The 22,926-nt window shown below is 54.1% G+C and carries 18 protein-coding genes and 4 tRNA genes; 6 read left to right on the forward strand and 16 right to left on the reverse strand.

The window, feature by feature from the left end:
* From thiG to FHC48_RS11525, 5 genes are all read left to right on the forward strand, one after another.
* Entirely contained in the window at window positions 1-771 is a 771-nt protein-coding gene (thiG, locus tag FHC48_RS11505; protein WP_032675757.1) for a thiazole synthase, read from the forward strand.
* Entirely contained in the window at window positions 768-1,895 is a 1,128-nt protein-coding gene (thiH, locus tag FHC48_RS11510) for a 2-iminoacetate synthase ThiH (RefSeq protein WP_059364633.1), read from the forward strand. The genes thiG and thiH overlap by 4 nt, the downstream gene beginning before the upstream one ends.
* Window positions 1,896-2,231: 336 nt before the next feature.
* Complete coding sequence (locus FHC48_RS11515) at window positions 2,232-3,773, forward strand: sensor domain-containing diguanylate cyclase (RefSeq protein ID WP_059364635.1); 1,542 nt, start codon at window positions 2,232-2,234, stop codon at window positions 3,771-3,773.
* 180 nt (window positions 3,774-3,953) lie between these two features.
* Window positions 3,954-4,262: a PTS sugar transporter subunit IIB gene (locus FHC48_RS11520; RefSeq protein WP_008503456.1), complete on the forward strand. Its 309-nt coding sequence runs from the start codon at window positions 3,954-3,956 to the stop codon at window positions 4,260-4,262.
* Complete coding sequence (locus FHC48_RS11525) at window positions 4,262-4,579, forward strand: PTS lactose/cellobiose transporter subunit IIA (RefSeq protein WP_008503455.1); 318 nt, start codon at window positions 4,262-4,264, stop codon at window positions 4,577-4,579. The genes FHC48_RS11520 and FHC48_RS11525 overlap by 1 nt, the downstream gene beginning before the upstream one ends.
* Window positions 4,580-4,636: 57 nt before the next feature.
* On the opposite strand, the gene rpoC is transcribed toward FHC48_RS11525, so the two are convergent.
* The 13 genes from rpoC to FHC48_RS11590 form a co-directional block, all read right to left on the reverse strand.
* On the reverse strand, window positions 4,637-8,860 hold the full coding sequence (gene rpoC / locus FHC48_RS11530; RefSeq protein WP_008503454.1) for a DNA-directed RNA polymerase subunit beta': 4,224 nt from the start codon (window positions 8,858-8,860) through the stop codon (window positions 4,637-4,639).
* 76 nt (window positions 8,861-8,936) lie between these two features.
* Window positions 8,937-12,965, reverse strand: coding sequence for a DNA-directed RNA polymerase subunit beta (gene rpoB, locus FHC48_RS11535; RefSeq protein WP_008503453.1), 4,029 nt, complete (start codon window positions 12,963-12,965; stop codon window positions 8,937-8,939).
* A 319-nt stretch (window positions 12,966-13,284) separates the two neighbouring features.
* Window positions 13,285-13,653, reverse strand: coding sequence for a 50S ribosomal protein L7/L12 (gene rplL, locus FHC48_RS11540; RefSeq protein ID WP_013095002.1), 369 nt, complete (start codon window positions 13,651-13,653; stop codon window positions 13,285-13,287).
* Window positions 13,654-13,719: 66 nt separating this feature from the next.
* A complete protein-coding gene (rplJ, locus tag FHC48_RS11545) occupies window positions 13,720-14,217 on the reverse strand; it encodes a 50S ribosomal protein L10 (RefSeq protein ID WP_013095001.1) in 498 nt (165 codons plus the stop codon).
* 291 nt (window positions 14,218-14,508) lie between these two features.
* On the reverse strand, window positions 14,509-15,213 hold the full coding sequence (gene rplA / locus FHC48_RS11550) for a 50S ribosomal protein L1 (protein WP_006810530.1): 705 nt from the start codon (window positions 15,211-15,213) through the stop codon (window positions 14,509-14,511).
* 3 nt (window positions 15,214-15,216) lie between these two features.
* Complete coding sequence (gene rplK / locus FHC48_RS11555) at window positions 15,217-15,645, reverse strand: 50S ribosomal protein L11 (RefSeq protein ID WP_008503452.1); 429 nt, start codon at window positions 15,643-15,645, stop codon at window positions 15,217-15,219.
* A 155-nt stretch (window positions 15,646-15,800) separates the two neighbouring features.
* Window positions 15,801-16,346, reverse strand: coding sequence for a transcription termination/antitermination protein NusG (nusG, locus tag FHC48_RS11560; RefSeq protein ID WP_003862341.1), 546 nt, complete (start codon window positions 16,344-16,346; stop codon window positions 15,801-15,803).
* A 1-nt stretch (window position 16,347) separates the two neighbouring features.
* On the reverse strand, window positions 16,348-16,731 hold the full coding sequence (gene secE, locus FHC48_RS11565) for a preprotein translocase subunit SecE (RefSeq protein ID WP_003862342.1): 384 nt from the start codon (window positions 16,729-16,731) through the stop codon (window positions 16,348-16,350).
* A gap of 229 nt (window positions 16,732-16,960) precedes the next feature.
* Window positions 16,961-18,145, reverse strand: coding sequence for an elongation factor Tu (gene tuf, locus FHC48_RS11570; protein ID WP_014830236.1), 1,185 nt, complete (start codon window positions 18,143-18,145; stop codon window positions 16,961-16,963).
* 118 nt (window positions 18,146-18,263) lie between these two features.
* Window positions 18,264-18,339, reverse strand: a tRNA-Thr gene (locus FHC48_RS11575).
* A 6-nt stretch (window positions 18,340-18,345) separates the two neighbouring features.
* Window positions 18,346-18,420 (reverse strand) — tRNA-Gly (locus FHC48_RS11580).
* 117 nt (window positions 18,421-18,537) lie between these two features.
* Window positions 18,538-18,622 (reverse strand) — tRNA-Tyr (locus FHC48_RS11585).
* Between the two features lie 8 nt (window positions 18,623-18,630).
* Window positions 18,631-18,706: transfer RNA gene (locus FHC48_RS11590), tRNA-Thr, on the reverse strand.
* Window positions 18,707-19,023: 317 nt separating this feature from the next.
* Here FHC48_RS11590 and coaA point away from each other — a divergent pair.
* Entirely contained in the window at window positions 19,024-19,974 is a 951-nt protein-coding gene (gene coaA / locus FHC48_RS11595; protein ID WP_021242480.1) for a type I pantothenate kinase, read from the forward strand.
* Between the two features lie 44 nt (window positions 19,975-20,018).
* Here coaA and dppF read toward each other — a convergent pair whose 3' ends face one another.
* From dppF to dppC, 3 genes are read right to left on the reverse strand one after another with little or no spacing between them, the layout of a single operon-like run.
* A complete protein-coding gene (gene dppF, locus FHC48_RS11600) occupies window positions 20,019-21,032 on the reverse strand; it encodes a dipeptide ABC transporter ATP-binding subunit DppF (protein WP_008502773.1) in 1,014 nt (337 codons plus the stop codon).
* Window positions 21,029-22,012 (reverse strand): dipeptide ABC transporter ATP-binding protein, encoded by a 984-nt coding sequence (gene dppD, locus FHC48_RS11605; protein ID WP_008502772.1) that lies wholly within the window; start codon window positions 22,010-22,012, stop codon window positions 21,029-21,031. Before dppD ends, dppF begins: the two co-directional genes overlap by 4 nt.
* A gap of 10 nt (window positions 22,013-22,022) precedes the next feature.
* A complete protein-coding gene (gene dppC / locus FHC48_RS11610) occupies window positions 22,023-22,925 on the reverse strand; it encodes a dipeptide ABC transporter permease DppC (RefSeq protein WP_008502771.1) in 903 nt (300 codons plus the stop codon).
* Between the last annotated feature and the right edge of the window lies 1 nt (window position 22,926).

Consider the following 22,926-nt stretch of genomic DNA (forward strand, 5'->3'; position numbering starts at 1 on the left):
ATGTTACGTATTGCCGATAAGGATTTTGATTCGCATCTGTTTACCGGAACCGGAAAATTCGCCTCGCCGCAGCTGATGGTGGAGGCCATTCGCGAAAGCGGCAGCCAGTTGGTGACGCTGGCGCTTAAGCGCGTGGATCTGCGCCATCACAGCGATGCCATTCTGGCTCCGTTGCTGGAAGCGGGCGTCACGCTGTTGCCCAACACCTCCGGCGCCAAAACGGCAGAAGAGGCGATTTTTGCCGCACAGCTGGCACGGGAAGCGCTCGGCACCCGCTGGTTGAAGCTGGAAATCCATCCGGATGCCCGCTGGCTGCTGCCCGATCCGATTGAAACGCTGAAAGCGGCTGAAAAGCTGGTTCAGCAAGGGTTTACCGTCCTGCCTTACTGCGGGGCCGACCCTGTCCTGTGCAAACGGCTGGAAGAGGTCGGCTGCGCTGCCGTCATGCCGCTGGGGGCCCCCATTGGCTCCAACCAGGGGCTGGAGACCCGCGCGATGCTGGAAATCATTATTGAACAGGCCACCGTACCGGTGGTGGTGGATGCGGGCATTGGCGTGCCCAGCCATGCCGCGCAGGCGCTGGAGATGGGCGCCGACGCGGTGCTGGTGAATACGGCTATCGCGGTTGCCGACGATCCGGTCATGATGGCGCGTGCATTCCGCCTGGCCGTGGAGGCCGGCCTGCTGGCAAGGGGATCCGGCCCCGGCTCGCGCAGTTTCCAGGCGCAGGCCACCAGCCCGCTGACCAGTTTTCTGGAGGCGATCTCATGAGCACGTTTACCGAGCGCTGGCGCCAGCTTAACTGGGACGACATTGCCCTGCGTATCAACAGCAAAACGGCGGCTGACGTGGAGCGCGCGCTGCAGGCCCGTCATCTGACCCGCGAGGATCTGATGGCCCTGCTCTCCCCGGCGGCCAGCGCTTACCTCGAACCGATGGCCCAGCGAGCGCAGCGGCTTACCCGCCAGCGGTTTGGCAACACGGTGAGCTTCTACGTGCCGCTCTATCTCTCCAACCTGTGCGCCAATGACTGCACCTACTGCGGTTTCTCCATGAGCAACCGCATCAAGCGTAAAACGCTCGATGAGGCTGAGATTGCCCGTGAGTGTGCGGCCATCCGTGAAATGGGCTTTGAACATCTTTTGCTGGTCACGGGCGAACATCAGGGGAAAGTGGGAATGGACTATTTCCGTCGGCACCTTCCCGCCATTCGTCGTCAGTTTGCGTCGTTGCAGATGGAAGTGCAGCCTCTGTCGCAGGAGGAGTACGCGGAGCTCAAAACGCTCGGGCTGGACGGCGTCATGGTCTATCAGGAAACCTACCACGAGGCGACGTACGCCCGACACCACCTGAAAGGCAAGAAACAGGATTTCTTCTTCCGCCTGGAAACGCCGGACAGGCTGGGTCGCGCCGGTATCGACAAAATCGGTCTGGGTGCGCTGATCGGGCTTTCCGACAGCTGGCGGGTGGATTGTTACATGGTGGCGGAACATCTGCTGTGGTTGCAGCAGCACTACTGGCAGAGCCGATACTCCATCTCCTTCCCGCGCCTGCGTCCCTGCGCGGGAGGAATTGAACCGGCTTCGCTGATGGATGAACGCCAGCTGGTGCAGACCATTTGCGCGTTTCGCCTGCTCGCTCCGGAAGTGGAATTATCGCTCTCGACGCGCGAGTCCCCGGCGTTTCGCGATCGCGTCATCCCGCTTGCGATTAACAACGTCAGCGCGTTTTCCAAAACGCAGCCTGGCGGCTACGCCGACGACCATCCGGAACTGGAACAATTTGCACCCCATGACGGACGACGCCCGGAAGCGGTCGCCGCCGCCCTGACGGCGCAGGGTCTTCAGCCCGTCTGGAAAGACTGGGACAGCTGGCTGGGAAGAGCCTCGCAGTGACGTTGAAACGCACTGCAACACGTTAAAAAATTGTCGAGCCGCGACGAAAAGGCAAAACCGGAAGATTGTCAGCGATCGTCCGGTTTTTTATTGTCACACGGTCAGCAACGGATGCTGACCAGGGCGAAAAGCTTCTTCCTCGTTTCGCCCTGCCTCTGGTTCATTGCACAAACGGCTCATGCCATTTTAATAAGTATTTTCTTAATGGTTCTTAAGATAAATCATCCTGTCAAAAATCGCGTGCCGTATAATTCACCGCTAACCGCAGGACAGCGACTATGCTGAGAGGATATCGGCAGACGAAAAGTATTCACCATCAGGAACGATGTACAGCTCATGGCACTTCACAGCAAAAAGCTCTCTTTTACCCGGCCCATTATGCTCAGCTTTGCGGGGATCCTCTGCAGTTTTGCGGTGATCGCGATCGCGGTGACGCTTTCGCAACGAAAGGATTTTCTTGAGGATTATCATAAGATCAACAGCAACTTCACGCACAACCTGGCGGTGAACTACACCGAATCTATCCTGCGTGAAAACGACTATATTCTGGGCCGTTCCGCGATGTACTTTGCGCGCGACGACAGGCTAAACGAGACGCTAAACCTTAACCCGACGCAGGGGCTGCAGATGGTCATGCATTTGCAGAACCTGATGCCGACCGTCTCCTCCATTTCGCTTGCCGATACGCAGGGACATTATCTGCGCGCACCGGAGGTGCTCCCCACGGAGAAGAGTAAAACCTTCGATCCCCGAACGCGGCCGTGGTTTGTCGCTCAGGCGGAAGCCAGCATCTTCAGCCACTATACCCGTCCCTACATGGACTACTTTACCGGCCATCCGACAGTAACCCTTTATAAGCCGTTGATCTCGCCGGAGGGCAGACTGAAGGGAACGATCGCCTTTCATCTCGATTTGACGTCAATGGGCTATACCTTGCGCCAGATGGTGGCGCCCGTTCAGGGGGAATTCTTCGTCGTCGAACGCGACGGTGCTGTGGTGCTGCATCCGGATACCGGCGCGCTCTTCAAGCAGTATGTGAGCGAAGCGCTGATGGACAAAATGACCAGCGGCGAAGGCCATCTTTACGACAAGAAAAGCAACGCCTGGTATTACTACTACTCGTTTACCAACCCGGACTGGTTTGTCATCTACCGGGTATCCGGTGCGACGCTCACCGATATCACCCGCCACGAAACGACGATCGTTGGCTGGGGGTTTGCGCTGGCGGCCATCATCATCATCCTTTTCGGCTTATACCTCCGCCACGCCTCGCGTAGCGTGCTGATACACATTATCAATGCCATCAAAACCGGCGACGTTAACGAGGCACCGCGCCTGGAAGCGATGCTGAGCCACACGATTCAGTCCAATAAAGAGCGCGAAATGGCGTATGTGCGCCAGGCTACCCACGATGCGCTGACGGGCTGTAAAAACCGCCGCGCGTTCGACAGCGATATCGCAGAGCTGCTGAATGCCCAGCAGCCCTTCGCGATGGCGCTGGTGGATATTGATAACTTCAAGTCAATTAACGACACGCTGGGTCACCTGACCGGTGATATCGTTCTGCGCAACGTGGCTCGTGAAGGGATCCAGATTATGCAGCCACATCACGTCTCGGTTTACCGTTATGGCGGAGAAGAGTTCGCCATAATCTTCCAGGCGGAGCAGATGTCTTCAGCGCTCTCATTACTGGAAGCGTGGCGTACCGCCGTTGAAAAACGCGTCTGGCGGGAAGAAAACCTGCGGGTTACATTCAGCGGCGGTCTTGGAGAGTGGCATTTTGAACCGCTGGAACAATTTGTCGGAAGCGTTGATAACGCCCTCTACAGCGCCAAACAGCAGGGAAAAAATCGAATCGTTCGCACATCCATCAGCTAATCCTCTCGCTTTCACCCTGCCCGTTTCGACGGTCAGGGTACCCGCCAATGTAAAATTGTAACCGGTTTCAGAAAAACGCCTGTTTCTTTGTGATGCCTGACACACAATCGCGGTAAAGCGGTTGTTGAAGCGGTCTGCACGGGATAATTATCAATAAACACATGTAGATCGAGGCTGATTATGAAGAACATCGTTTTATGCTGTGCAGCGGGAATGTCAACCAGCATGCTGGTTCAACGTATGAAAGACGCCGCGCAGAAAAAAGGGGTTGAAGTCACCATTAAAGCCGTTCCGGTTGCGGAGTTTAAAGACAACATCGCAACGGCCGACATCGTATTGCTGGGGCCACAGGTTAAATACGAGCAGGCTAAATTACAGGCGCAGGCCGACCCGCTGGGCAAAAAGGTCGCGGTGATCGACATGATGGATTACGGCATGATGAAAGGTGATGCCGTACTGGATAAAGCGCTCAAACTTCTGGAGTCATAATGGAAGACTTAGAAACCACGATTATGGAACTGCTTGTTAACGCAGGCGCGGCGCGCAGTGCGGCCCTGACGGCATTGCAGATGGCGCGTAAAGGTGAGTTTGACGAAGCCGAAAAAGCGATGGAAGAGTCGCGGGAATATGTGAAGCATGCGCACACCATACAGACGCAGCTTATCGGTCTTGATGAAGGGACCGGGAAGCTTCCGGTTAACCTGATCACCGTCCACTCGCAGGATCACCTGATGAACGCCATGGTCATACAGGACCTGGCGGGCGATATGATTGAGCTGTATCGACGGATCCCATTAGTAAACTGAAATAGTGCAGATATAAAAAAACCCGCCGAAGCGGGTTTTTTATTAGCGACTGAACGATTACTCGTTGTCGGAGCCACCCAGACCTGCGTTCAGCAGTTCTGCCAGGCTCGCGGATGCATCTTCAGCAGTAACCTGCGGTGCAGCTGGCAGTTCGCCTGCAGCACGACGACGCATACGATCCTGATGGTACGCATAACCGGTACCAGCCGGGATCAGACGACCCACGATAACGTTCTCTTTCAGACCGCGCAGTTCATCACGTTTACCTGCAACAGCGGCTTCGGTCAGGACACGAGTCGTTTCCTGGAACGATGCTGCAGAGATGAAGGACTCGGTTGCCAGAGACGCTTTGGTGATACCCAGCAGATCGCGCGAGAAGGTCGCACCGATTTTGCCGTTCGCTTCGAGTTCGCGGTTAGCGATCTTGACGCGTGAGTATTCAACCTGCTCGCCTTCGAGGAACTCGGAGCTGCCCGCGTTTTCGATGGTTGCTTTACGCAGCATCTGACGAACGATAACTTCGATGTGTTTATCGTTGATCTTAACGCCCTGCAGGCGGTATACGTCCTGTACTTCGTTAACGATGTAACGAGTAACAGCATGCACACCACGCAGACGCAGGATGTCGTGCGGCGCTTCTGGACCGTCGGAAACCACGTCACCACGTTCTACGCGTTCACCTTCGAACACGTTGAGCTGACGCCACTTAGGAATCATCTCTTCGTACGGTTCGCTGCCATCTACTGGAGTGATAACCAGACGGCGCTTACCTTTGGTCTCTTTACCGAAGGAGATGATACCGCTGATTTCAGCCAGGATTGCCGGCTCTTTCGGACGACGTGCTTCGAACAGGTCCGCAACGCGTGGCAGACCACCGGTGATGTCCTTGGTACCGCCGGATTCCTGAGGAATACGCGCCAGGGTGTCACCCGAGCTGATCTGTACGCCATCTTCCAGCTGTACAATCGCTTTACCCGGCAGGAAGTACTGCGCAGGCATATCGGTACCTGGGATCAGAACGTCATTACCCTGAGCATCAACGATTTTCAGTGCAGGACGCAGATCTTTACCACCGGTAGTACGTTCAGCAGAATCCAGAACCACCAGAGAAGACAGACCGGTCAGCTCGTCAGTCTGACGAGTAATGGTCTGGCCGTCGATCATGTCAGTGAAGCGGATGAAACCACTTACTTCGGTGATAACCGGCATGGTGTGTGGATCCCAGTTTGCAACGGTTTCACCGCCGGCAACCTGCTCGCCATCACCTTTCGCCATAACCGCACCGTAAGGCACTTTATAGCTCTCTTTGGTACGACCGAATTCGTCGATCAGCTTCAGCTCGGTGTTACGTGAAGTGATAACCAGTTTACCGCTGGAGTTCACAACCGACTTCGCGTTGCTGAGCTTGATGCTACCTTTGTTTTTCACCTGGATGCTGGATTCAGCAGCCGCACGAGATGCCGCACCACCGATGTGGAACGTACGCATCGTCAGCTGTGTACCCGGCTCACCGATGGACTGTGCCGCGATAACGCCGATGGCTTCACCTTTGTTGATGATGTGGCCACGCGCCAGGTCACGACCGTAGCAGTGCGCACATACACCAAAGTCGGTGTCACAGGATACAACGGAACGCACCTTCACGGAGTCAACAGAGTTCGCTTCCAGCAGGTCACACCACTGTTCGTGCAGCAGGGTGTTGCGTGGAACCAGAATGTCTGCGGTGCCCGGCTTCAGGATGTCTTCCGCGGTCACACGACCCAGTACGCGATCGCGCAGTGGCTCTTTAACATCACCACCCTCGATAACCGGGGTCATGGTGATACCTTCGAGGGTGCCACAATCGTCTTCGGTCACAACCAGATCCTGCGCAACGTCTACCAGACGACGCGTCAGATAACCGGAGTTCGCGGTTTTCAGTGCGGTATCCGCCAGACCTTTACGCGCACCGTGCGTGGAGATGAAGTACTGGAGTACGTTCAGACCTTCACGGAAGTTCGCGGTGATTGGCGTTTCGATGATGGAGCCATCCGGCTTCGCCATCAGACCACGCATACCTGCCAGCTGACGAATCTGTGCTGCAGAACCACGCGCACCGGAGTCGGCCATCATGTAGATGCTGTTGAAGGAAACCTGCTGCTCTTCTACGCCGTCACGGTTAATCACGGTTTCGGTCTGCAGGTTGTCCATCATCGCTTTGGATACACGATCGTTCGCCGCTGCCCAGATATCGATAACTTTGTTATAGCGTTCGCCCGCGGTAACCAGACCAGACTGGAACTGCTCCTGGATCTCAGCAACTTCAGCTTCCGCTTCAGAGATGATCTCGTGTTTCTTCTCTGGGATGACCATGTCATCGATACCAACAGATGCACCTGAACGCGCTGCATAAGCAAAGCCGGTGTACATAGTCTGGTCAGCGAAGATAACGGTCGGCTTCAGGCCCAGAATGCGGTAACAGGTGTTCAGCATTTTGGAGATCGCTTTCTTGCCCAGCGCCTGGTTGACGATGGAGAAAGGCAGACCTTTCGGTACGATCATCCACAGAATGGCACGGCCAACGGTCGTGTCTTTCAGGCTGGTTTTCGCAACGAATTCGCCGTTTGCATCTTTTTCGTATTCGGTGATACGCACTTTAACGCGCGCATGCAGAGAGGCCAGGCCAGCGCGATAAATACGCTCAGCTTCTTTCGGGCCAGTCAGCACCATGCCTTCGCCTTTGGCGTTAACACAGTCACGGGTCATGTAGTACAGACCCAGTACAACGTCCTGAGAAGGAACAATGATTGGCTCACCGTTCGCTGGAGACAGGATGTTGTTGGTAGACATCATCAGCGCACGCGCTTCGAGCTGAGCTTCCAGCGTCAGCGGTACGTGAACAGCCATCTGGTCACCATCGAAGTCGGCGTTATATGCCGCACAAACCAGCGGGTGCAGCTGGATCGCTTTACCTTCGATCAGGACTGGCTCAAATGCCTGGATACCCAGACGGTGCAGGGTTGGTGCACGGTTCAGCAGTACCGGGTGTTCGCGGATAACTTCGTCCAGGATATCCCAAACGACAGCTTCTTCACGCTCAACCATTTTCTTCGCGGCTTTGATGGTGGTGGCCAGGCCACGCAGTTCCAGCTTGCCGTAGATGAACGGTTTGAACAGCTCCAGTGCCATTTTCTTCGGCAGACCGCACTGATGCAGACGCAGGTATGGACCTACGGTGATTACAGAACGACCGGAGTAGTCAACACGCTTACCGAGCAGGTTCTGACGGAAACGACCCTGTTTACCTTTGATCATGTCGGCCAAAGATTTCAGAGGACGTTTGTTAGAACCGGTGATCGCACGACCGCGACGACCGTTATCCAGCAGGGCATCTACCGCTTCCTGCAGCATACGTTTTTCGTTGCGTACGATGATGTCCGGCGCAGCCAGATCCAGCAGACGTTTCAGACGGTTGTTACGGTTGATCACGCGACGATACAGATCGTTCAGATCGGACGTTGCGAAACGACCACCATCCAGCGGAACCAGTGGACGCAGATCTGGCGGCAGAACCGGCAGAACGGTCAGGATCATCCACTCTGGCTTGTTACCAGACTGAACGAACGCTTCCAGCAGTTTGATACGCTTGGTCAGCTTTTTACGCTTGGTTTCGGAGTTGGTTTCGTTCAGCTCTTCACGCAGCTGCTCGCACTCTTGCTCCAGATCCATGCTCTTCAGCAGGGCCTGAATAGCTTCCGCACCCATCTTCGCGTCGAATTCGTCACCGAACTCTTCCAGCGCGTCCAGATACTGCTCTTCAGTCAGGATCTGATGACGTTCCAGGTTCGTCATCCCGCCTTCGATAACCACATAAGATTCGAAGTACAGAACACGTTCGATATCACGCAGCGGCATATCCAGCAGCAGACCGATACGGGACGGCAGTGATTTCAGGAACCAGATGTGAGCAGTCGGAGACGCCAGCTCGATGTGGCCCATGCGCTCACGGCGCACTTTGGTCTGGGTCACTTCAACGCCGCACTTCTCACAGATCACACCGCGGTGTTTCAGGCGCTTGTACTTACCGCACAGGCACTCGTAATCTTTTACTGGCCCGAAAATACGCGCACAGAAAAGGCCGTCACGCTCAGGTTTGAACGTACGGTAGTTGATGGTTTCCGGCTTTTTAACTTCACCGAAAGACCATGAACGGATCATGTCTGGCGAAGCCAGAGCAATTTTGATCGCATCAAACTCTTCGGTTTTAGTCTGCGCTTTCAGAAACTTTAATAAATCTTTCACGGATTTGCTCCCGTCGGAGTTAGCACAATCCGGTGCCGGGGGTTAGCCCGGCACCAGTGACCTGTTTGAGCGAGAATTACTCGTCTTCCAGTTCGATGTTGATACCCAGCGAACGAATCTCTTTCAACAGTACGTTGAAGGATTCTGGCATGCCTGGTTCCATCTGATGGTTGCCGTCCACGATGTTTTTATACATCTTAGTACGACCGTTCACGTCATCAGACTTAACGGTGAGCATTTCCTGCAGGGTGTATGCCGCGCCGTATGCTTCCAGCGCCCACACTTCCATCTCCCCGAAGCGCTGACCACCGAACTGTGCCTTACCACCCAGCGGCTGCTGAGTAACCAGGCTGTAAGAACCGGTAGAACGAGCGTGCATCTTGTCGTCGACCAGGTGGTTCAGTTTCAGCATGTACATGTAACCTACGGTTACCGGACGTTCGAACTGTTCACCGGTACGGCCGTCAAACAGCGTAATCTGACCAGACGTTGGCAGACCACCCAGTTGCAGCAGCTCTTTAATTTCAGCTTCTTTTGCACCGTCGAATACCGGCGTTGCAATTGGCATACCTTTGCGCAGGTTCTCTGCCAGACGCAGCACTTCTTCATCGCTGAAGGTGTTCAGGTCGACTTTCTGACGCACGTCGGTACCCAGATCGTAGGCACGCTGGATGAATTCGCGCAGTTTCGCGACTTCCTGCTGCTGTTTCAGCATGGCGTTAATCTTGTCGCCGATGCCTTTCGCAGCCATACCCAGGTGAGTTTCCAGGATCTGACCAATGTTCATACGAGACGGTACGCCCAGTGGGTTCAGTACGATATCTACCGGCGTACCGTTAGCATCGTGCGGCATATCTTCGATCGGGTTGATCTTAGAGATAACACCCTTGTTACCGTGACGACCTGCCATCTTATCACCAGGCTGGATCTGACGTTTAACAGCCAGATAGACCTTAACAATCTTCAGCACGCCTGGTGCCAGATCGTCGCCCTGAGTGATTTTGCGGCGTTTCGCTTCGAGTTTTTTCTCGAACTCGTGTTTCAGTTCGTCATACTGCTCAGCCAGCTGTTCCAGCTGATTTTGTTTCTCTTCGTCGGTCAGGCCCAGTTCCAGCCAGCGATCGCGTGGCAGTTTGTCGAGCTTCTCAGCTTCAACGCCACCGGCAACCAGCACCGCATAGATACGGCTGAACAGACCCGCTTCGAGGATCTGCAGTTCTTCAGACAGGTCTTTCTTAGCCTGTTTGAGCTGCATCTCTTCGATTTCCAGCGCACGCTTATCTTTCTCAACGCCATCACGAGTGAAGACCTGAACGTCGATAACCGTACCGGAAACACCGTTTGGTACGCGCAGAGAAGAGTCTTTAACGTCAGACGCTTTCTCACCGAAGATGGCACGCAGCAGTTTCTCTTCTGGCGTCAGCTGGGTTTCACCTTTCGGCGTAACCTTACCCACCAGAATGTCGCCGCCGGTCACTTCCGCACCGATGTAAACAATACCGGATTCATCCAGTTTGGAGAGCGCAGCTTCACCCACGTTAGGGATGTCAGCGGTGATCTCTTCTGGCCCCAGCTTGGTGTCACGGGACACGCACGCCAGTTCCTGAATGTGGATGGTGGTGAAACGATCTTCCTGAACCACACGCTCGGAGACGAGGATGGAGTCTTCGAAGTTGTAACCGTTCCACGGCATGAACGCTACGCGCATGTTCTGACCGAGAGCCAGTTCACCGAGGTCGGTGGACGGACCGTCTGCCAGCACGTCGCCGCGCTCAACTGGCTCACCCAGAGATACGCAAGGCATCTGGTTGATACAGGTGTTCTGGTTAGAACGGGTGTATTTGGTCAGGTTATAAATGTCGATACCTGCTTCGCCAGGGTACATCTCGTCTTCGTTAACTTTGATAACGATACGGGAGGCATCCACGTACTGAACAGTACCGCCACGCTTAGCCACTGCAGTAACACCGGAGTCAACGGCAACAGCACGTTCCATACCGGTACCAACCAGCGGCTTATCAGCACGCAGAGTTGGAACGGCCTGACGTTGCATGTTCGCACCCATCAATGCACGGTTGGCGTCATCGTGTTCCAGGAACGGGATCAGGGACGCACCGACGGATACCACCTGCTGGGTGGATACGTCCATGTAGTCAACCTGGTCGCGGCTGAACAAGCTGGATTCGCCTTTGCTACGGCAGGTCACCAGATCTTCTACAAAGTGGCCTTCGTCATCCAGGTTGGAGTTCGCCTGAGCGATAACGTAGTTGCCTTCTTCGATAGCAGACAGGTAATGAATTTCGTCGGTAACAACACCGTCGGTCACTTTACGATACGGGGTCTCGAGGAAACCGTATTCGTTAGTCTGTGCGTACACGGACAGGGAGTTGATCAGACCGATGTTTGGACCTTCAGGCGTTTCGATTGGACATACGCGACCGTAGTGCGTCGGGTGTACGTCTCGAACTTCGAAGCCTGCACGCTCACGGGTCAGACCGCCTGGGCCGAGTGCAGAGATACGACGCTTGTGCGTAATCTCAGACAGCGGGTTGTTCTGGTCCATGAACTGAGACAGCTGGCTGGAACCGAAGAACTCTTTCACTGCTGCAGAAATCGGCTTGGCGTTGATCATATCCTGAGGCATCAGGGTATCCAGATCGCCCAGAGACAGACGCTCTTTCACCGCACGCTCTACACGTACCAGGCCTACGCGGAACTGGTTTTCCGCCATTTCGCCTACGGAACGGATACGACGGTTGCCGAGGTGGTCGATGTCGTCCACTTCGCCTTTGCCGTTACGGATATCGATGAGCTTCTTCATCACTTCGATGATGTCGTCTTTGCTCAGGATACCGGAACCTTCGATTTCGTCGCGCAGCAGAGAACGGTTGAACTTCATACGACCAACCGCGGACAGATCGTAGCGGTCTTCGGAGAAGAACAGGTTCTCGAACAGGCTTTCAGCCGCTTCGCGAGTTGGTGGCTCACCAGGACGCATCATGCGGTAGATTTCAACCAGCGCGCTCAGACGATCGTTGGTTGGGTCGACGCGTACAGTCTCAGAGATGTACGGACCGTGGTCCAGATCGTTAGTGAACAGCGTTTCGATACGTTTGTGGCCAGCCTGACTCAGCTTAGCCAGCAGATCCAGGCTCAGCTCCATGTTAGCCGGGCAGATCAGCTCGCCAGTTGATTCATCAACGTAATCTTTCGCGGCTACTTTTCCTGCAATGTATTCAACCGGAACTTCGATGTGTTTGATATCATCTTTTTCCAGCTGACGGATGTGGCGCGCGGTAATACGGCGACCTTTTTCCACATACACTTTGCCGTCGGCTTCGATGTCGAACGACGCGGTCTCACCACGCAGACGTTCCGGCACCAGCTCCATCTGCAGCTTGTTGTCGCGGATTTCAAAGATCACTTTTTCAAAGAACAGGTCCAGGATCTGTTCAGTGGTATAGTTCAGTGCGCGCAGAATGATGGTTGCAGGCAGTTTACGACGACGGTCGATACGGACAAACAGGTTGTCTTTTGGATCGAACTCGAAGTCCAGCCATGAACCACGGTAAGGAATGATGCGCGCGTTATACAGTACTTTACCGGAAGAGTGTGTTTTACCTTTATCGCTGTCGAAGAAGACGCCCGGGCTACGGTGCAGCTGGGAAACGATAACACGCTCAGTACCGTTAATAACGAAAGTACCGTTGTCCGTCATGAGTGGAATTTCACCCATGTAGACTTCTTGTTCTTTAATGTCTTTTACGGTGCCTTCCGGCGCTTCGCGCTCGTAGATCACCAGACGCAGTTTCACGCGCAGCGGTGCGGAATAGGTCACGCCACGGATCTGACATTCCTGAACGTCAAACACCGGTTCGCCAAGGCGGTAGCTGACGTACTGCAGCTCGGAGTTACCGCTGTAGCTCTGAATCGGGAACACGGAGCGGAAGGCTGCTTCCAGACCGTACTGCCCTTCAGGATCTTGCTCGATAAACTTCTGGAACGAGTCAAGCTGGATAGAAAGGAGATATGGAATGTCCAGAACTTGTGGACGTTTACCAAAATCCTTACGAATACGTTTTTTCTCGGTATAGGAGTAAACCATAGGGTTCCTCAGCTCGCTGACAAGTCGACCCATCTGTCCGACGAAGGGACAGTTTGTGCAACACCATTTTGTGGACCGGAAAATTGAATACTTTCCGCAATACCTGTTGCTATCACGCTTAAACCATTTCATTGCGATTTACACAGAGCGAGCACCCTGTCGCAGTATATTAAGTCGTCGATAGAAACAAGCATTGAAAGACACATCGATAGTCAAACAGTGTGAAATGCTACCGAGGCCTTACAGCGCAAAAAGGCTGGTGACTAAAAAGTCACCAGCCATCAGCCTAATGACTTAGGCTGCAACCAGAAAAGTTGGCTTATTTAACTTCAACTTCAGCGCCAGCTTCTTCCAGAGATTTTTTCAGTGCTTCTGCGTCGTCTTTGCTCACGCCTTCTTTCAGCGCAGCTGGAGCAGATTCTACCAGGTCTTTAGCTTCTTTCAGACCCAGACCGGTAGCGCCACGAACAGCTTTGATTACTGCAACTTTGTTCGCGCCAGCAGCTTTCAGAATTACGTCGAATTCAGTTTTCTCTTCAGCAGCGTCAGCAGCTGGGCCAGCAGCAACAGCTACAGCAGCAGCAGCAGAAACACCGAATTTTTCTTCCATTGCAGAGATCAGCTCAACAACGTCCATTACGGACATAGCGGATACTGCTTCAATGATTTGATCTTTAGTGATAGACATTTAAATTGTTCCTGAATATCAGAATAAGTTTATACGTAAGCAGATGCTTTATAAAGATAACTGCGATTAAGCAGCTTCTTTCGCATCGCGTACAGCAGCCAGAGTACGAACCAGTTTGCCAGCCGAAGCTTCTTTCATGGTTGCCATCAGGCGTGCAATTGCTTCTTCGTAGGTCGGCAGAGTTGCCAGGCGGTCGATCTGAGACGCCGGGATCAGCTCACCTTCAAAGGCAGCGGCTTTGACCTCAAATTTTGCATTCGCTTTCGCGAACTCTTTGAACAGACGAGCAGCAGCGCCCGGGTGTTCCATAGAGTATGCAATCAGGGTCGGACCAACAAACGTGTCTTTCAGGCACTCAAAAGAGGTACCTTCAACAGCACGGCGCAGCAGGGTGTTACGAACAACACGCATGTAAACGCCAGCTTCACGACCTGCTTTACGCAGTTCAGTCATTTTGTCTACAGTAACGCCACGGGAATCCGCAACTACTGCAGACAGCGCGCCTTTGGCTACTTCGCTGACTTCAGCAACAATCGCTTGTTTGTCTTGAAGATTTAAAGCCATTAGCTTTGCTCCTGGATGTTTGCCGGAACTCATGTTCCGGAACTCACTTCACTCTCCCCAACGGAAAGAGCGTCTTAATACGGTGAGCAGAAACAAGCCAGAGTATCCAAAAATAATCTTAGCGTTCTGTCACCGTCTACGCAGGGGATTAAGTCTCTTGCGAAACACCTGCGGTCTTCGACGGAGGCCTGGATTAGGCCAGGCTCCAACGAACAATTCTTTTAGCCGCTAACTTTCGTTAGCAAACGTGGGGGTAAGATTGTAGACAAAATCACCGCCCACGTAAAGGCATTAGTTTGCAGCAGCGCTCAGGCCAGCCTGGTCAACTGCAACACCTGCACCCATGGTGGTGGAGATGCTAACTTTCTTGATGTACACGCCTTTCGCCTGAGTTGGTTTTGCTTTTTTCAGCGCAACCAGCAGAGCTTCCAGGTTTTCTTTCAGTTTGTCAGCGTCAAAGTCCACTTTACCGATGGTGGTGTGGATGATGCCGTTTTTGTCGTTACGATAACGAACCTGACCTGCTTTAGCGTTCTTAACCGCTTCAGCAACGTTAGGGGTTACAGTACCCACTTTCGGGTTTGGCATCAGGCCGCGTGGACCCAGAACCTGGCCCAGCTGGCCAACAACGCGCATTGCATCTGGAGAAGCAATAACAACGTCAAAGTTCATTTCGCCTTTCTTGATCTGATCAGCCAGATCTTCCATACCTACCAGTTCAGCGCCGGCAGCTTTAGCAGCTTCAGCGTTTGCACCCTGAGCAAATACAGCTACACGTACGGAACGGCCAGTACCGTGTGGCAGTACAGTTGCGCCACGAACGTTCTGATCGGATTTACGCGCGTCGATGCCCAGGTTAACGGCAACGTCAACGCTTTCAACGAACTTAGCAGTTGCCAGTTCTTTCAGCAGAGCGATAGCTTCGTTGATGTCGTACTGTTTGGTCGCATCAACTTTGTCACGGATCACGGACATGCGCTTGGTCAGTTTAGCCATTTCTTAGTCCTCCACTACCAGGCCCATGGAACGTGCAGTACCTTCGATTGAGCGAGTCATCGCTTCAATGTCGGCACCAGTCATGTCGGCAGCTTTGGTCTGCGCGATTTCCTGCAGCTGAGCGCGGGAAATTTTACCCACTTTGTCTTTGTTCGGTTTACCGGAACCAGACTTGATACCAGCCGCTTTCTTCAGCAGAACTGCTGCAGGAGGGGTTTTGGTAACGAAAGTGAAAGAACGGTCAGCGTAAACAGTGATTACGACTGGGATTGGCAGACCTTTTTCCAGGGATTCAGTTTTTGCGTTGAACGCTTTACAGAATTCCATGATGTTCACACCCTGCTGACCCAGAGCTGGACCAACTGGTGGACTTGGGTTCGCCATACCAGCTGCAACCTGCAGCTTGACGTAGGCTTGTACTTTCTTAGCCATTCTAAAATCCTCTGATTGGGTAATAGCGCCTCAGTGAGGCTCCCCGTGAATAAAATTCGTTTTACGGGCCGGGCCCATAAAAACAAAAGGCGCGAAATTGTATTCCAATCTCGCGCCCTGTGCAACGATTAAATCGTCGCTTTTTTGATCGCTGCTTAGGCTTTTTCGACCTGCGCAAAGTCCAGTTCTACCGGGGTCGCACGACCGAAGATAGATACAGAAACTTTCAGGCGGGACTTTTCGTAGTCCACTTCTTCAACAACGCCGTTAAAGTCAGCAAACGGACCGTCATTAACACGAACCATTTCACCCGGTTCAAACAGCGTTTTCGGACGCGGCTTATCACCAACCTGCTGCAGGCGGTTCATAATCGCATCCACTTCTTTGTCGCTGATTGGCGCCGGACGGTCAGACGTGCCGCCGATAAAGCCCATCACGCGCGGTACGCTGCGCACCAGGTGCCAGCTCGCGTCGTTCATCACCATCTGAACCAGCACGTAACCCGGGAAGAATTTGCGCTCGCTTTTGCGACGCTGGCCGCCACGGATCTCGACCACTTCTTCGGTCGGAACCATAACTTCGCCAAATAACTCTTCCATGTTGTGTAATTTGATATGCTCACGCAGCGACGTTGCTACGCGGCCTTCAAAACCGGAAAACGCCTGAACGACGTACCAGCGCTTTTTAGGGGCTTCAGACATCTCAGAACCTCAGGCCAGTGATAAAGGATACCAGGCGAACCAGAATACCATCCAGTCCCCACAGGATCAGTGACATTACAGCGGTAACCGCCGCTACGATCAGCGTGGTGTGCAATGTTTCCTGGCGAGTCGGCCAAATTACCTTACGGACTTCGGTACGCGCTTCGCGAGCAAAAGCGACGGTCGCTTTGCCTTTCGTCGTCAACAGCGCGACACCACCCGCTGCAGCAATCAGAATTACCACTGCAAGCGCGCGTAGCGGCAGCATCATGTCACGATAAAGGTAGTTGCCGACAATCGCTACGATCAGCAGAACGGCTACTACTACCCATTTCATCGCTTCCAGGCCGCGCCCGCTCCCTTGAGCTTCGGTATTCGCACTCATAAACCAACCTGTCAGAAGTATTCTACAAACATTTTCACCCCGCGATTGCGAGGCAAACCAAATCGAAATGCTAATTCGCTTTTCGAATTATACGCTCTCTGCAGAGCCTGTCTCAGCAATGATTATGACAAAAATAATCACTGATGAGCCAGGTTCTGACGTGAAAGCGTGCAAAAAGGGCATCAAATGATGCCCTTTTATTGCGCATTGCGTCAAATGTTATCAGCAATTAGCCGAGAACTTTAGCAACCACGCCCGCGCCAACGGTACGGCCACCTTCACGGATTGCGAAACGCAGACCGTCGTCCATCGCGATTGGGTGGATCAGCGTCACAACCATCTTGATGTTGTCGCCTGGCATTACCATCTCAACGCCTTCTGGCAGTTCGATGGTACCGGTCACGTCAGTAGTACGGAAGTAGAACTGTGGACGGTAGCCTTTGAAGAACGGAGTATGACGGCCGCCTTCGTCTTTGGACAGGATGTACACTTCAGATTCGAACTTGGTGTGTGGCTTGATTGAGCCTGGCTTCGCCAGAACCTGACCACGTTCGATTTCTTCACGTTTGATACCACGCAGCAGAACACCAACGTTCTCACCAGCACGGCCTTCGTCCAGCAGTTTGCGGAACATTTCAACGCCAGTACAGGTAGACTTCGCAGTCTCTTTGATACCAACGATTTCAACTTCTTCACCAACTTTGATGATACCGCGCTCTACACGACCGGTAACAACGGTACCACGACCGGAGATGGAGAATACGTCTTCGATTGGCAGCAGGAATGGCTTGTCAATCGCACGCTCTGGTTCTGGGATGTAAGAATCCAGGAAGCCAGCCAGTTCGATGATTTTCGCTTCCCACTCTGCGTCGCCTTCCAGCGCTTTCAGAGCAGAACCACGAACGATTGGGGTATCGTCGCCCGGGAAATCGTACTGAGACAGCAGTTCACGAACTTCCATCTCTACCAGTTCCAGCAGCTCTTCGTCATCAACCATGTCGCATTTGTTCAGGAACACGATGATGTAAGGAACGCCTACCTGACGACCCAGCAGGATGTGCTCACGAGTCTGAGGCATTGGGCCGTCAGTCGCAGCAACAACCAGGATCGCGCCGTCCATCTGCGCAGCACCGGTGATCATGTTTTTAACATAGTCGGCGTGGCCTGGGCAGTCTACGTGTGCGTAGTGGCGAGTCGGGGTGTCGTACTCAACGTGAGAGGTGTTGATGGTGATACCACGAGCTTTTTCTTCTGGTGCGTTATCGATCTGGTCGAATGCACGAGCAGAACCACCGTAGGTTTTTGCCAGAACGGTAGTGATTGCAGCGGTCAGCGTTGTTTTACCATGGTCAACGTGGCCGATAGTACCGACGTTAACGTGCGGTTTTGTACGTTCAAACTTTTCTTTAGACATCGATTGTCCCTCTAAGACACGGATAAATCGGTGATATCACCACATCAACCAGGCGAAATGCCTGAATTGTTGAATACAGTAAAATTGAAACAGAGAGAAACGGGAAGGAGAAGTGAAGTGGTGCTGATACCCAGAGTCGAACTGGGGACCTCACCCTTACCAAGGGTGCGCTCTACCAACTGAGCCATATCAGCACGTATTGGAGCGGGCAGCGGGAATCGAACCCGCATCATCAGCTTGGAAGGCTGAGGTAATAGCCATTATACGATGCCCGCATCCTGAAACTCGGCTACCCAGTTCTTTCTGTAACAAAAAAAGAGATTTCTCTCTTTTTCAGTTTGAGCTGGCTAATTTTTCCAACCAGCTCCGGCGGCATTTACGCTGCCAGAAAGTGGTGGTGGGGGAAGGATTCGAACCTTCGAAGTCTGTGACGGCAGATTTACAGTCTGCTCCCTTTGGCCGCTCGGGAACCCCACCGGACTTGATGGTGCCGACTACCGGAATCGAACTGGTGACCTACTGATTACAAGTCAGTTGCTCTACCTACTGAGCTAAGTCGGCATCAAGTAGCGCGCATTCTATGGATACCTGCGCGGTCATGCAACTAAAAATTTGCATAAAACGTTCTTTCGCTCACATTTTATGCTAACAGCGTGTTGAGCGCTGTAAAAGTAGTCATTCACGGTCAAATAATCAACATGTAAGGGGTATTTGCACTGTAAACACCGTAGCGTGACGGCCTCCGCGTAACGCAGCGCTTTCCATCTTTTTTCTTATTATTCCTGTCATCTGGTGTTAACCTCCTGCCCATTGTCCAAAATTAACTGTGTGATGAGCCACGATCCGGCAGTTTAATGCTGGCTCACTGAAGCATGCTTATGAGCAAAAAAGAGCAAACGTTAATGACGCCTTATCTTCACTTTAACCGCAGCCAGTGGGCTGCCCTGCGTGATTCCGTCCCTATGACGCTGACGGAAGGTGAAATCGCACGGTTAAAAGGGATAAACGAAGATCTGTCCCTTGAAGAAGTGGCAGAAATTTATCTCCCCCTCTCGCGCTTGCTTAACTTCTATATCAGCTCGAACCTGCGTCGTCAGGCGGTGCTGGAGCAGTTTCTCGGGACGAACGGTCAACGCATTCCTTATATCATCAGTATCGCAGGCAGCGTGGCCGTGGGTAAAAGCACCACCGCACGCGTCCTGCAGGCACTGTTGAGCCGCTGGCCGGAACACCGCAGCGTGGAGCTGATCACGACCGACGGCTTCCTGCATCCGAACGAAGTATTAAAAGAACGCGGGCTGATGAAGAAGAAAGGCTTCCCGCTCTCTTATGATATGCACCGTCTGGTAAAATTTGTCTCCGATCTGAAATCCGGCGTGCCTCACGTGACGGCGCCGGTCTATTCGCACCTGATCTACGATCGCATCCCGGGTGGGGATAAGACGGTGGTCCAGCCGGATATTCTCATTCTGGAAGGTCTCAACGTGCTGCAAAGCGGCATGGACTATCCTCACGATCCGCATCACGTCTTTGTCTCAGATTTCGTCGATTTCTCTATTTATGTCGATGCGCCGGAAGACCTGCTGCAGAACTGGTACATCAACCGCTTCCTGAAGTTCCGTGAAGGGGCATTCACCGATCCGGATTCCTATTTCCACCACTATGCTCAGCTTTCTGAAGAAGAAGCGATCAATGTGGCGACGGGGCTATGGAATGAGATCAACTATGTGAATCTTAAAGAGAACATCCTGCCGACGCGCGAGCGTGCGAGCCTGATCCTCACCAAGAGCGAGAAGCACGCCGTCGACCAGATTCGCCTGCGGAAATAATAAAGCAGACATAAAAAAACCGGCTTAGCGCCGGTTTTTTTTCATTATGCGTGTGGCTTCTCGCCATTTTCATCCTGATCGACCGCGAAGCAGGCCACCAGCTGACCACCATACTCCTTCAGCTGCGGCTGTAGCTGGGTGCAGGGGCCAAAGCGGCGGCTGCAGCGGGCGTTGAATGCACATCCCGGCGGCGGATTCAGCGGGCTTGGCAGCTCTCCCGTCAGCTTTATGCGCTCACGACGATCGTCCGGGTTCAGACGCGGCGTCGCAGACAGCAGCGCCTGGGTGTACGGGTGACGAGGGTTATTAAAGATCTGGTCTTTGGTCCCCTTCTCCACGCAGCGCCCCAGGTACATCACCATCACTTCATCGGCAATATGCTCCACCACCGACAGGTCGTGGGAGATGAACACGTAGGAGAGCCCCAGCTCCTGCTGGAGATCCATCATCAGGTTCAGCACCTGCGCCCGCACGGAGACGTCGAGCGCTGAAACAGGTTCATCGGCAATCACCACGTCCGGGTCAAGCATCAGACCGCGCGCGATGGCGATACGCTGGCGCTGGCCGCCGGAGAACATGTGCGGGTAGCGGTCATAGTGCTCGGTTTTGAGGCCGACCTTCGCCATCATCGCCAGCGCTTTTTCACGGCGCTGCTCTTTGCTGAGATTGCTGTTAATCAGCAGCGGCTCTTCCAGAATCTGCCCCACCTTTTTACGCGGGTTCAGCGAACCATACGGGTTCTGGAACACAATCTGGATTTTCTGGCGACGCAGCTTCTGCGCCTGCGGGTCGTGCTTGAGCAGATCCTGCCCCTGATAATAGAGCTCGCCGCCGGTCGGCACTTCAATCATCGTCAGCAGACGGCCCAGCGTGGATTTCCCGCAGCCGGACTCCCCCACCACCGCCAGCGTTTTACCGCGTTCGAGGTTAAAGGAGACGCCGTCCAGCGCTTTCACCAGGCGTTCAGGGGCAAACAGCCCCTTCTTCACCGGGTAATATTTTTTCAGGTCGATGGCCTGCAACAGCGGCTGTTGCGTGGTGGCCTGTTGCGTACTCATAGTGTTGGCCTCCCGGCATCATCGAGTGGGTAGTGGCATTTCGACTGACGACCGTCAGCCAGCTGGTTCAGCTCTGGTTCTTCCGCCCGGCATTTGTCCGTCGCATACGGACAGCGCGGATTGAGCAGACAGCCCTGCGGACGGTCATATTTGCCCGGCACCACACCCGGCAGCGACGCCAGACGCGCTTTATCCTGAGCAAACTCCGGCAGCGCGCGTAAAAGCGCCTGGGTATACGGATGACGCGGCGCGCGGAAGATATCGTGTGAATTTCCGGTCTCGACCACCTGGCCGGCATACATCACGATGATTTTGTGCGCGGCTTCGGCCACCAGCGCCAGATCGTGCGTAATCAGCACCAGCGCCATGTTCTCTTTCTGCTGCAGCTCCAGCAGCAGCTCGATGATCTGTGCCTGGATGGTCACATCCAGCGCCGTCGTCGGTTCATCCGCAATCAGCAGCTTTGGCCGACAGGCAATCGCCATGGCGATCATCACGCGCTGGCTCATCCCGCCTGAAAGCTGGTGCGGGTAAACGTCCAGACGCGATGCCGGGTCAGGAATGCCCACCTGGTTCAGCAGATCGATCGCCCGCTGACGACGCGTTTTCTTATTCCCGCCCTGGTGCACCTTGATTGCTTCCATAATCTGGAAACCGACGGTGTAGCACGGGTTCAGGCTGGTCATCGGATCCTGGAAAATCATCGCCACTTCCGCACCCACCAGCTGGCGGCGCTGTTTCTCAGAAATGCGCTTCAGGTCCTGACCGTTGAACTGCAGGTTTTCCGCCATCACGCGGCCCGGGTAATCAATCAGCCCCATGATCGCCAGTGAGCTCACTGACTTACCGGAACCGGACTCCCCGACAATGCCAACCACTTCGCCCTGATTTACGCTGTAGCTGATGCGGTCCACGGCGCGAAACGGGGTGCCTTCATCGCCGAAGTGCACCGATAATTTATCTACATTTAATAACGCCATCTCGTGCCTCTTACTGCTTCAGTTTGGGATCAAGCGCATCACGCAGGCCATCACCCATCAGGTTAAATGCCAGCACCGTCAGCAGGATTGCCAGACCCGGGAAGGTGACAACCCACCAGGCGCTTTGTGCGAACTGCAACACGTCGGAGAGCATGGTGCCCCACTCCGGTGTTGGCGGCTGCGCACCCATGCCCAGGAAGCCAAGAGCGGCCATATCAAGAATGGCGTTAGAGAAACCGAGCGACGCCTGAACGATCAGCGGCGCAAGGCAGTTCGGGAAGATATTGACGAACATCTGGCGCATCGCACCGGCACCCGCCACGCGAGAGGCGGTGACGTAATCGCGGTTCACTTCCACCAGCACCGCCGCACGGGTTAAACGCACATAGTGAGGAAGCGCCACGAACGTCAGCGCCAGGGCGGCGTTACCGATCGACGGACCGAAGATCGCCACCAGCACCAGGGCCAGCAGCAGGCTTGGCAGCGCCAGCATGATGTCGACGATACGCATGATGATGTTATCAACGATACCGCCGAAGTAGCCGGCAACCAGACCCAGTACGATCCCCATAATCAGGGATAACACCACCACCAGGCAGCCGACCAGCAGCGACAGGCGCGCACCGTACATCAGACGCGACAGCACATCGCGGCCAACATCATCGGTCCCCAGCAGGTGCGCCAGGCTACCGCCATCCTGCCAGGCAGGCGGGGCGAGCAGCGCATCGCGGAACTGATCCGCCGGGTTATACGGCGCGAGGACGTTCGCAAACACCGCAATCAGGATCATGATAGCGACATACACCAGCCCCACCACCGCGCCTTTGTTGCGCTTGAAGTAGTGCCAGAACTCCTGCATCGGCGTCATCGGAACCGGTGCAGCAACAACTTTGTTTTCAGAAACCTGTGACATG

The organism is Enterobacter sp. EC_50, from assembly GCF_019584525.1.
Lineage (GTDB): Bacteria > Pseudomonadota > Gammaproteobacteria > Enterobacterales > Enterobacteriaceae > Enterobacter > Enterobacter roggenkampii.

Excerpts from the sequence above, each read along its gene's own strand:
- rplA (WP_006810530.1), bottom strand. The coding sequence starts at position 15,213 with ATGGCTAAACTGACCAAGCGCATGTCCGTGATCCGTGACAAAGTTGAT.
- nusG (WP_003862341.1), bottom strand. The coding sequence starts at position 16,346 with ATGTCTGAAGCCCCTAAAAAGCGCTGGTACGTCGTTCAGGCGTTTTCC.
- secE (WP_003862342.1), bottom strand. The coding sequence starts at position 16,731 with ATGAGTGCGAATACCGAAGCTCAAGGGAGCGGGCGCGGCCTGGAAGCG.
- tuf (WP_014830236.1), bottom strand. The coding sequence starts at position 18,145 with ATGTCTAAAGAAAAGTTTGAACGTACAAAACCGCACGTTAACGTCGGT.
- FHC48_RS11525 (WP_008503455.1), top strand. The coding sequence starts at position 4,262 with ATGGAAGACTTAGAAACCACGATTATGGAACTGCTTGTTAACGCAGGC.
- thiH (WP_059364633.1), top strand. The coding sequence starts at position 768 with ATGAGCACGTTTACCGAGCGCTGGCGCCAGCTTAACTGGGACGACATT.
- coaA (WP_021242480.1), top strand. The coding sequence starts at position 19,024 with ATGAGCAAAAAAGAGCAAACGTTAATGACGCCTTATCTTCACTTTAAC.
- dppC (WP_008502771.1), bottom strand. The coding sequence starts at position 22,925 with ATGTCACAGGTTTCTGAAAACAAAGTTGTTGCTGCACCGGTTCCGATG.
- rplL (WP_013095002.1), bottom strand. The coding sequence starts at position 13,653 with ATGTCTATCACTAAAGATCAAATCATTGAAGCAGTATCCGCTATGTCC.
- dppF (WP_008502773.1), bottom strand. The coding sequence starts at position 21,032 with ATGAGTACGCAACAGGCCACCACGCAACAGCCGCTGTTGCAGGCCATC.
- rpoB (WP_008503453.1), bottom strand. The coding sequence starts at position 12,965 with ATGGTTTACTCCTATACCGAGAAAAAACGTATTCGTAAGGATTTTGGT.
- rplK (WP_008503452.1), bottom strand. The coding sequence starts at position 15,645 with ATGGCTAAGAAAGTACAAGCCTACGTCAAGCTGCAGGTTGCAGCTGGT.
- FHC48_RS11515 (WP_059364635.1), top strand. The coding sequence starts at position 2,232 with ATGGCACTTCACAGCAAAAAGCTCTCTTTTACCCGGCCCATTATGCTC.
- FHC48_RS11520 (WP_008503456.1), top strand. The coding sequence starts at position 3,954 with ATGAAGAACATCGTTTTATGCTGTGCAGCGGGAATGTCAACCAGCATG.
- thiG (WP_032675757.1), top strand. The coding sequence starts at position 1 with ATGTTACGTATTGCCGATAAGGATTTTGATTCGCATCTGTTTACCGGA.
- rplJ (WP_013095001.1), bottom strand. The coding sequence starts at position 14,217 with ATGGCTTTAAATCTTCAAGACAAACAAGCGATTGTTGCTGAAGTCAGC.
- dppD (WP_008502772.1), bottom strand. The coding sequence starts at position 22,012 with ATGGCGTTATTAAATGTAGATAAATTATCGGTGCACTTCGGCGATGAA.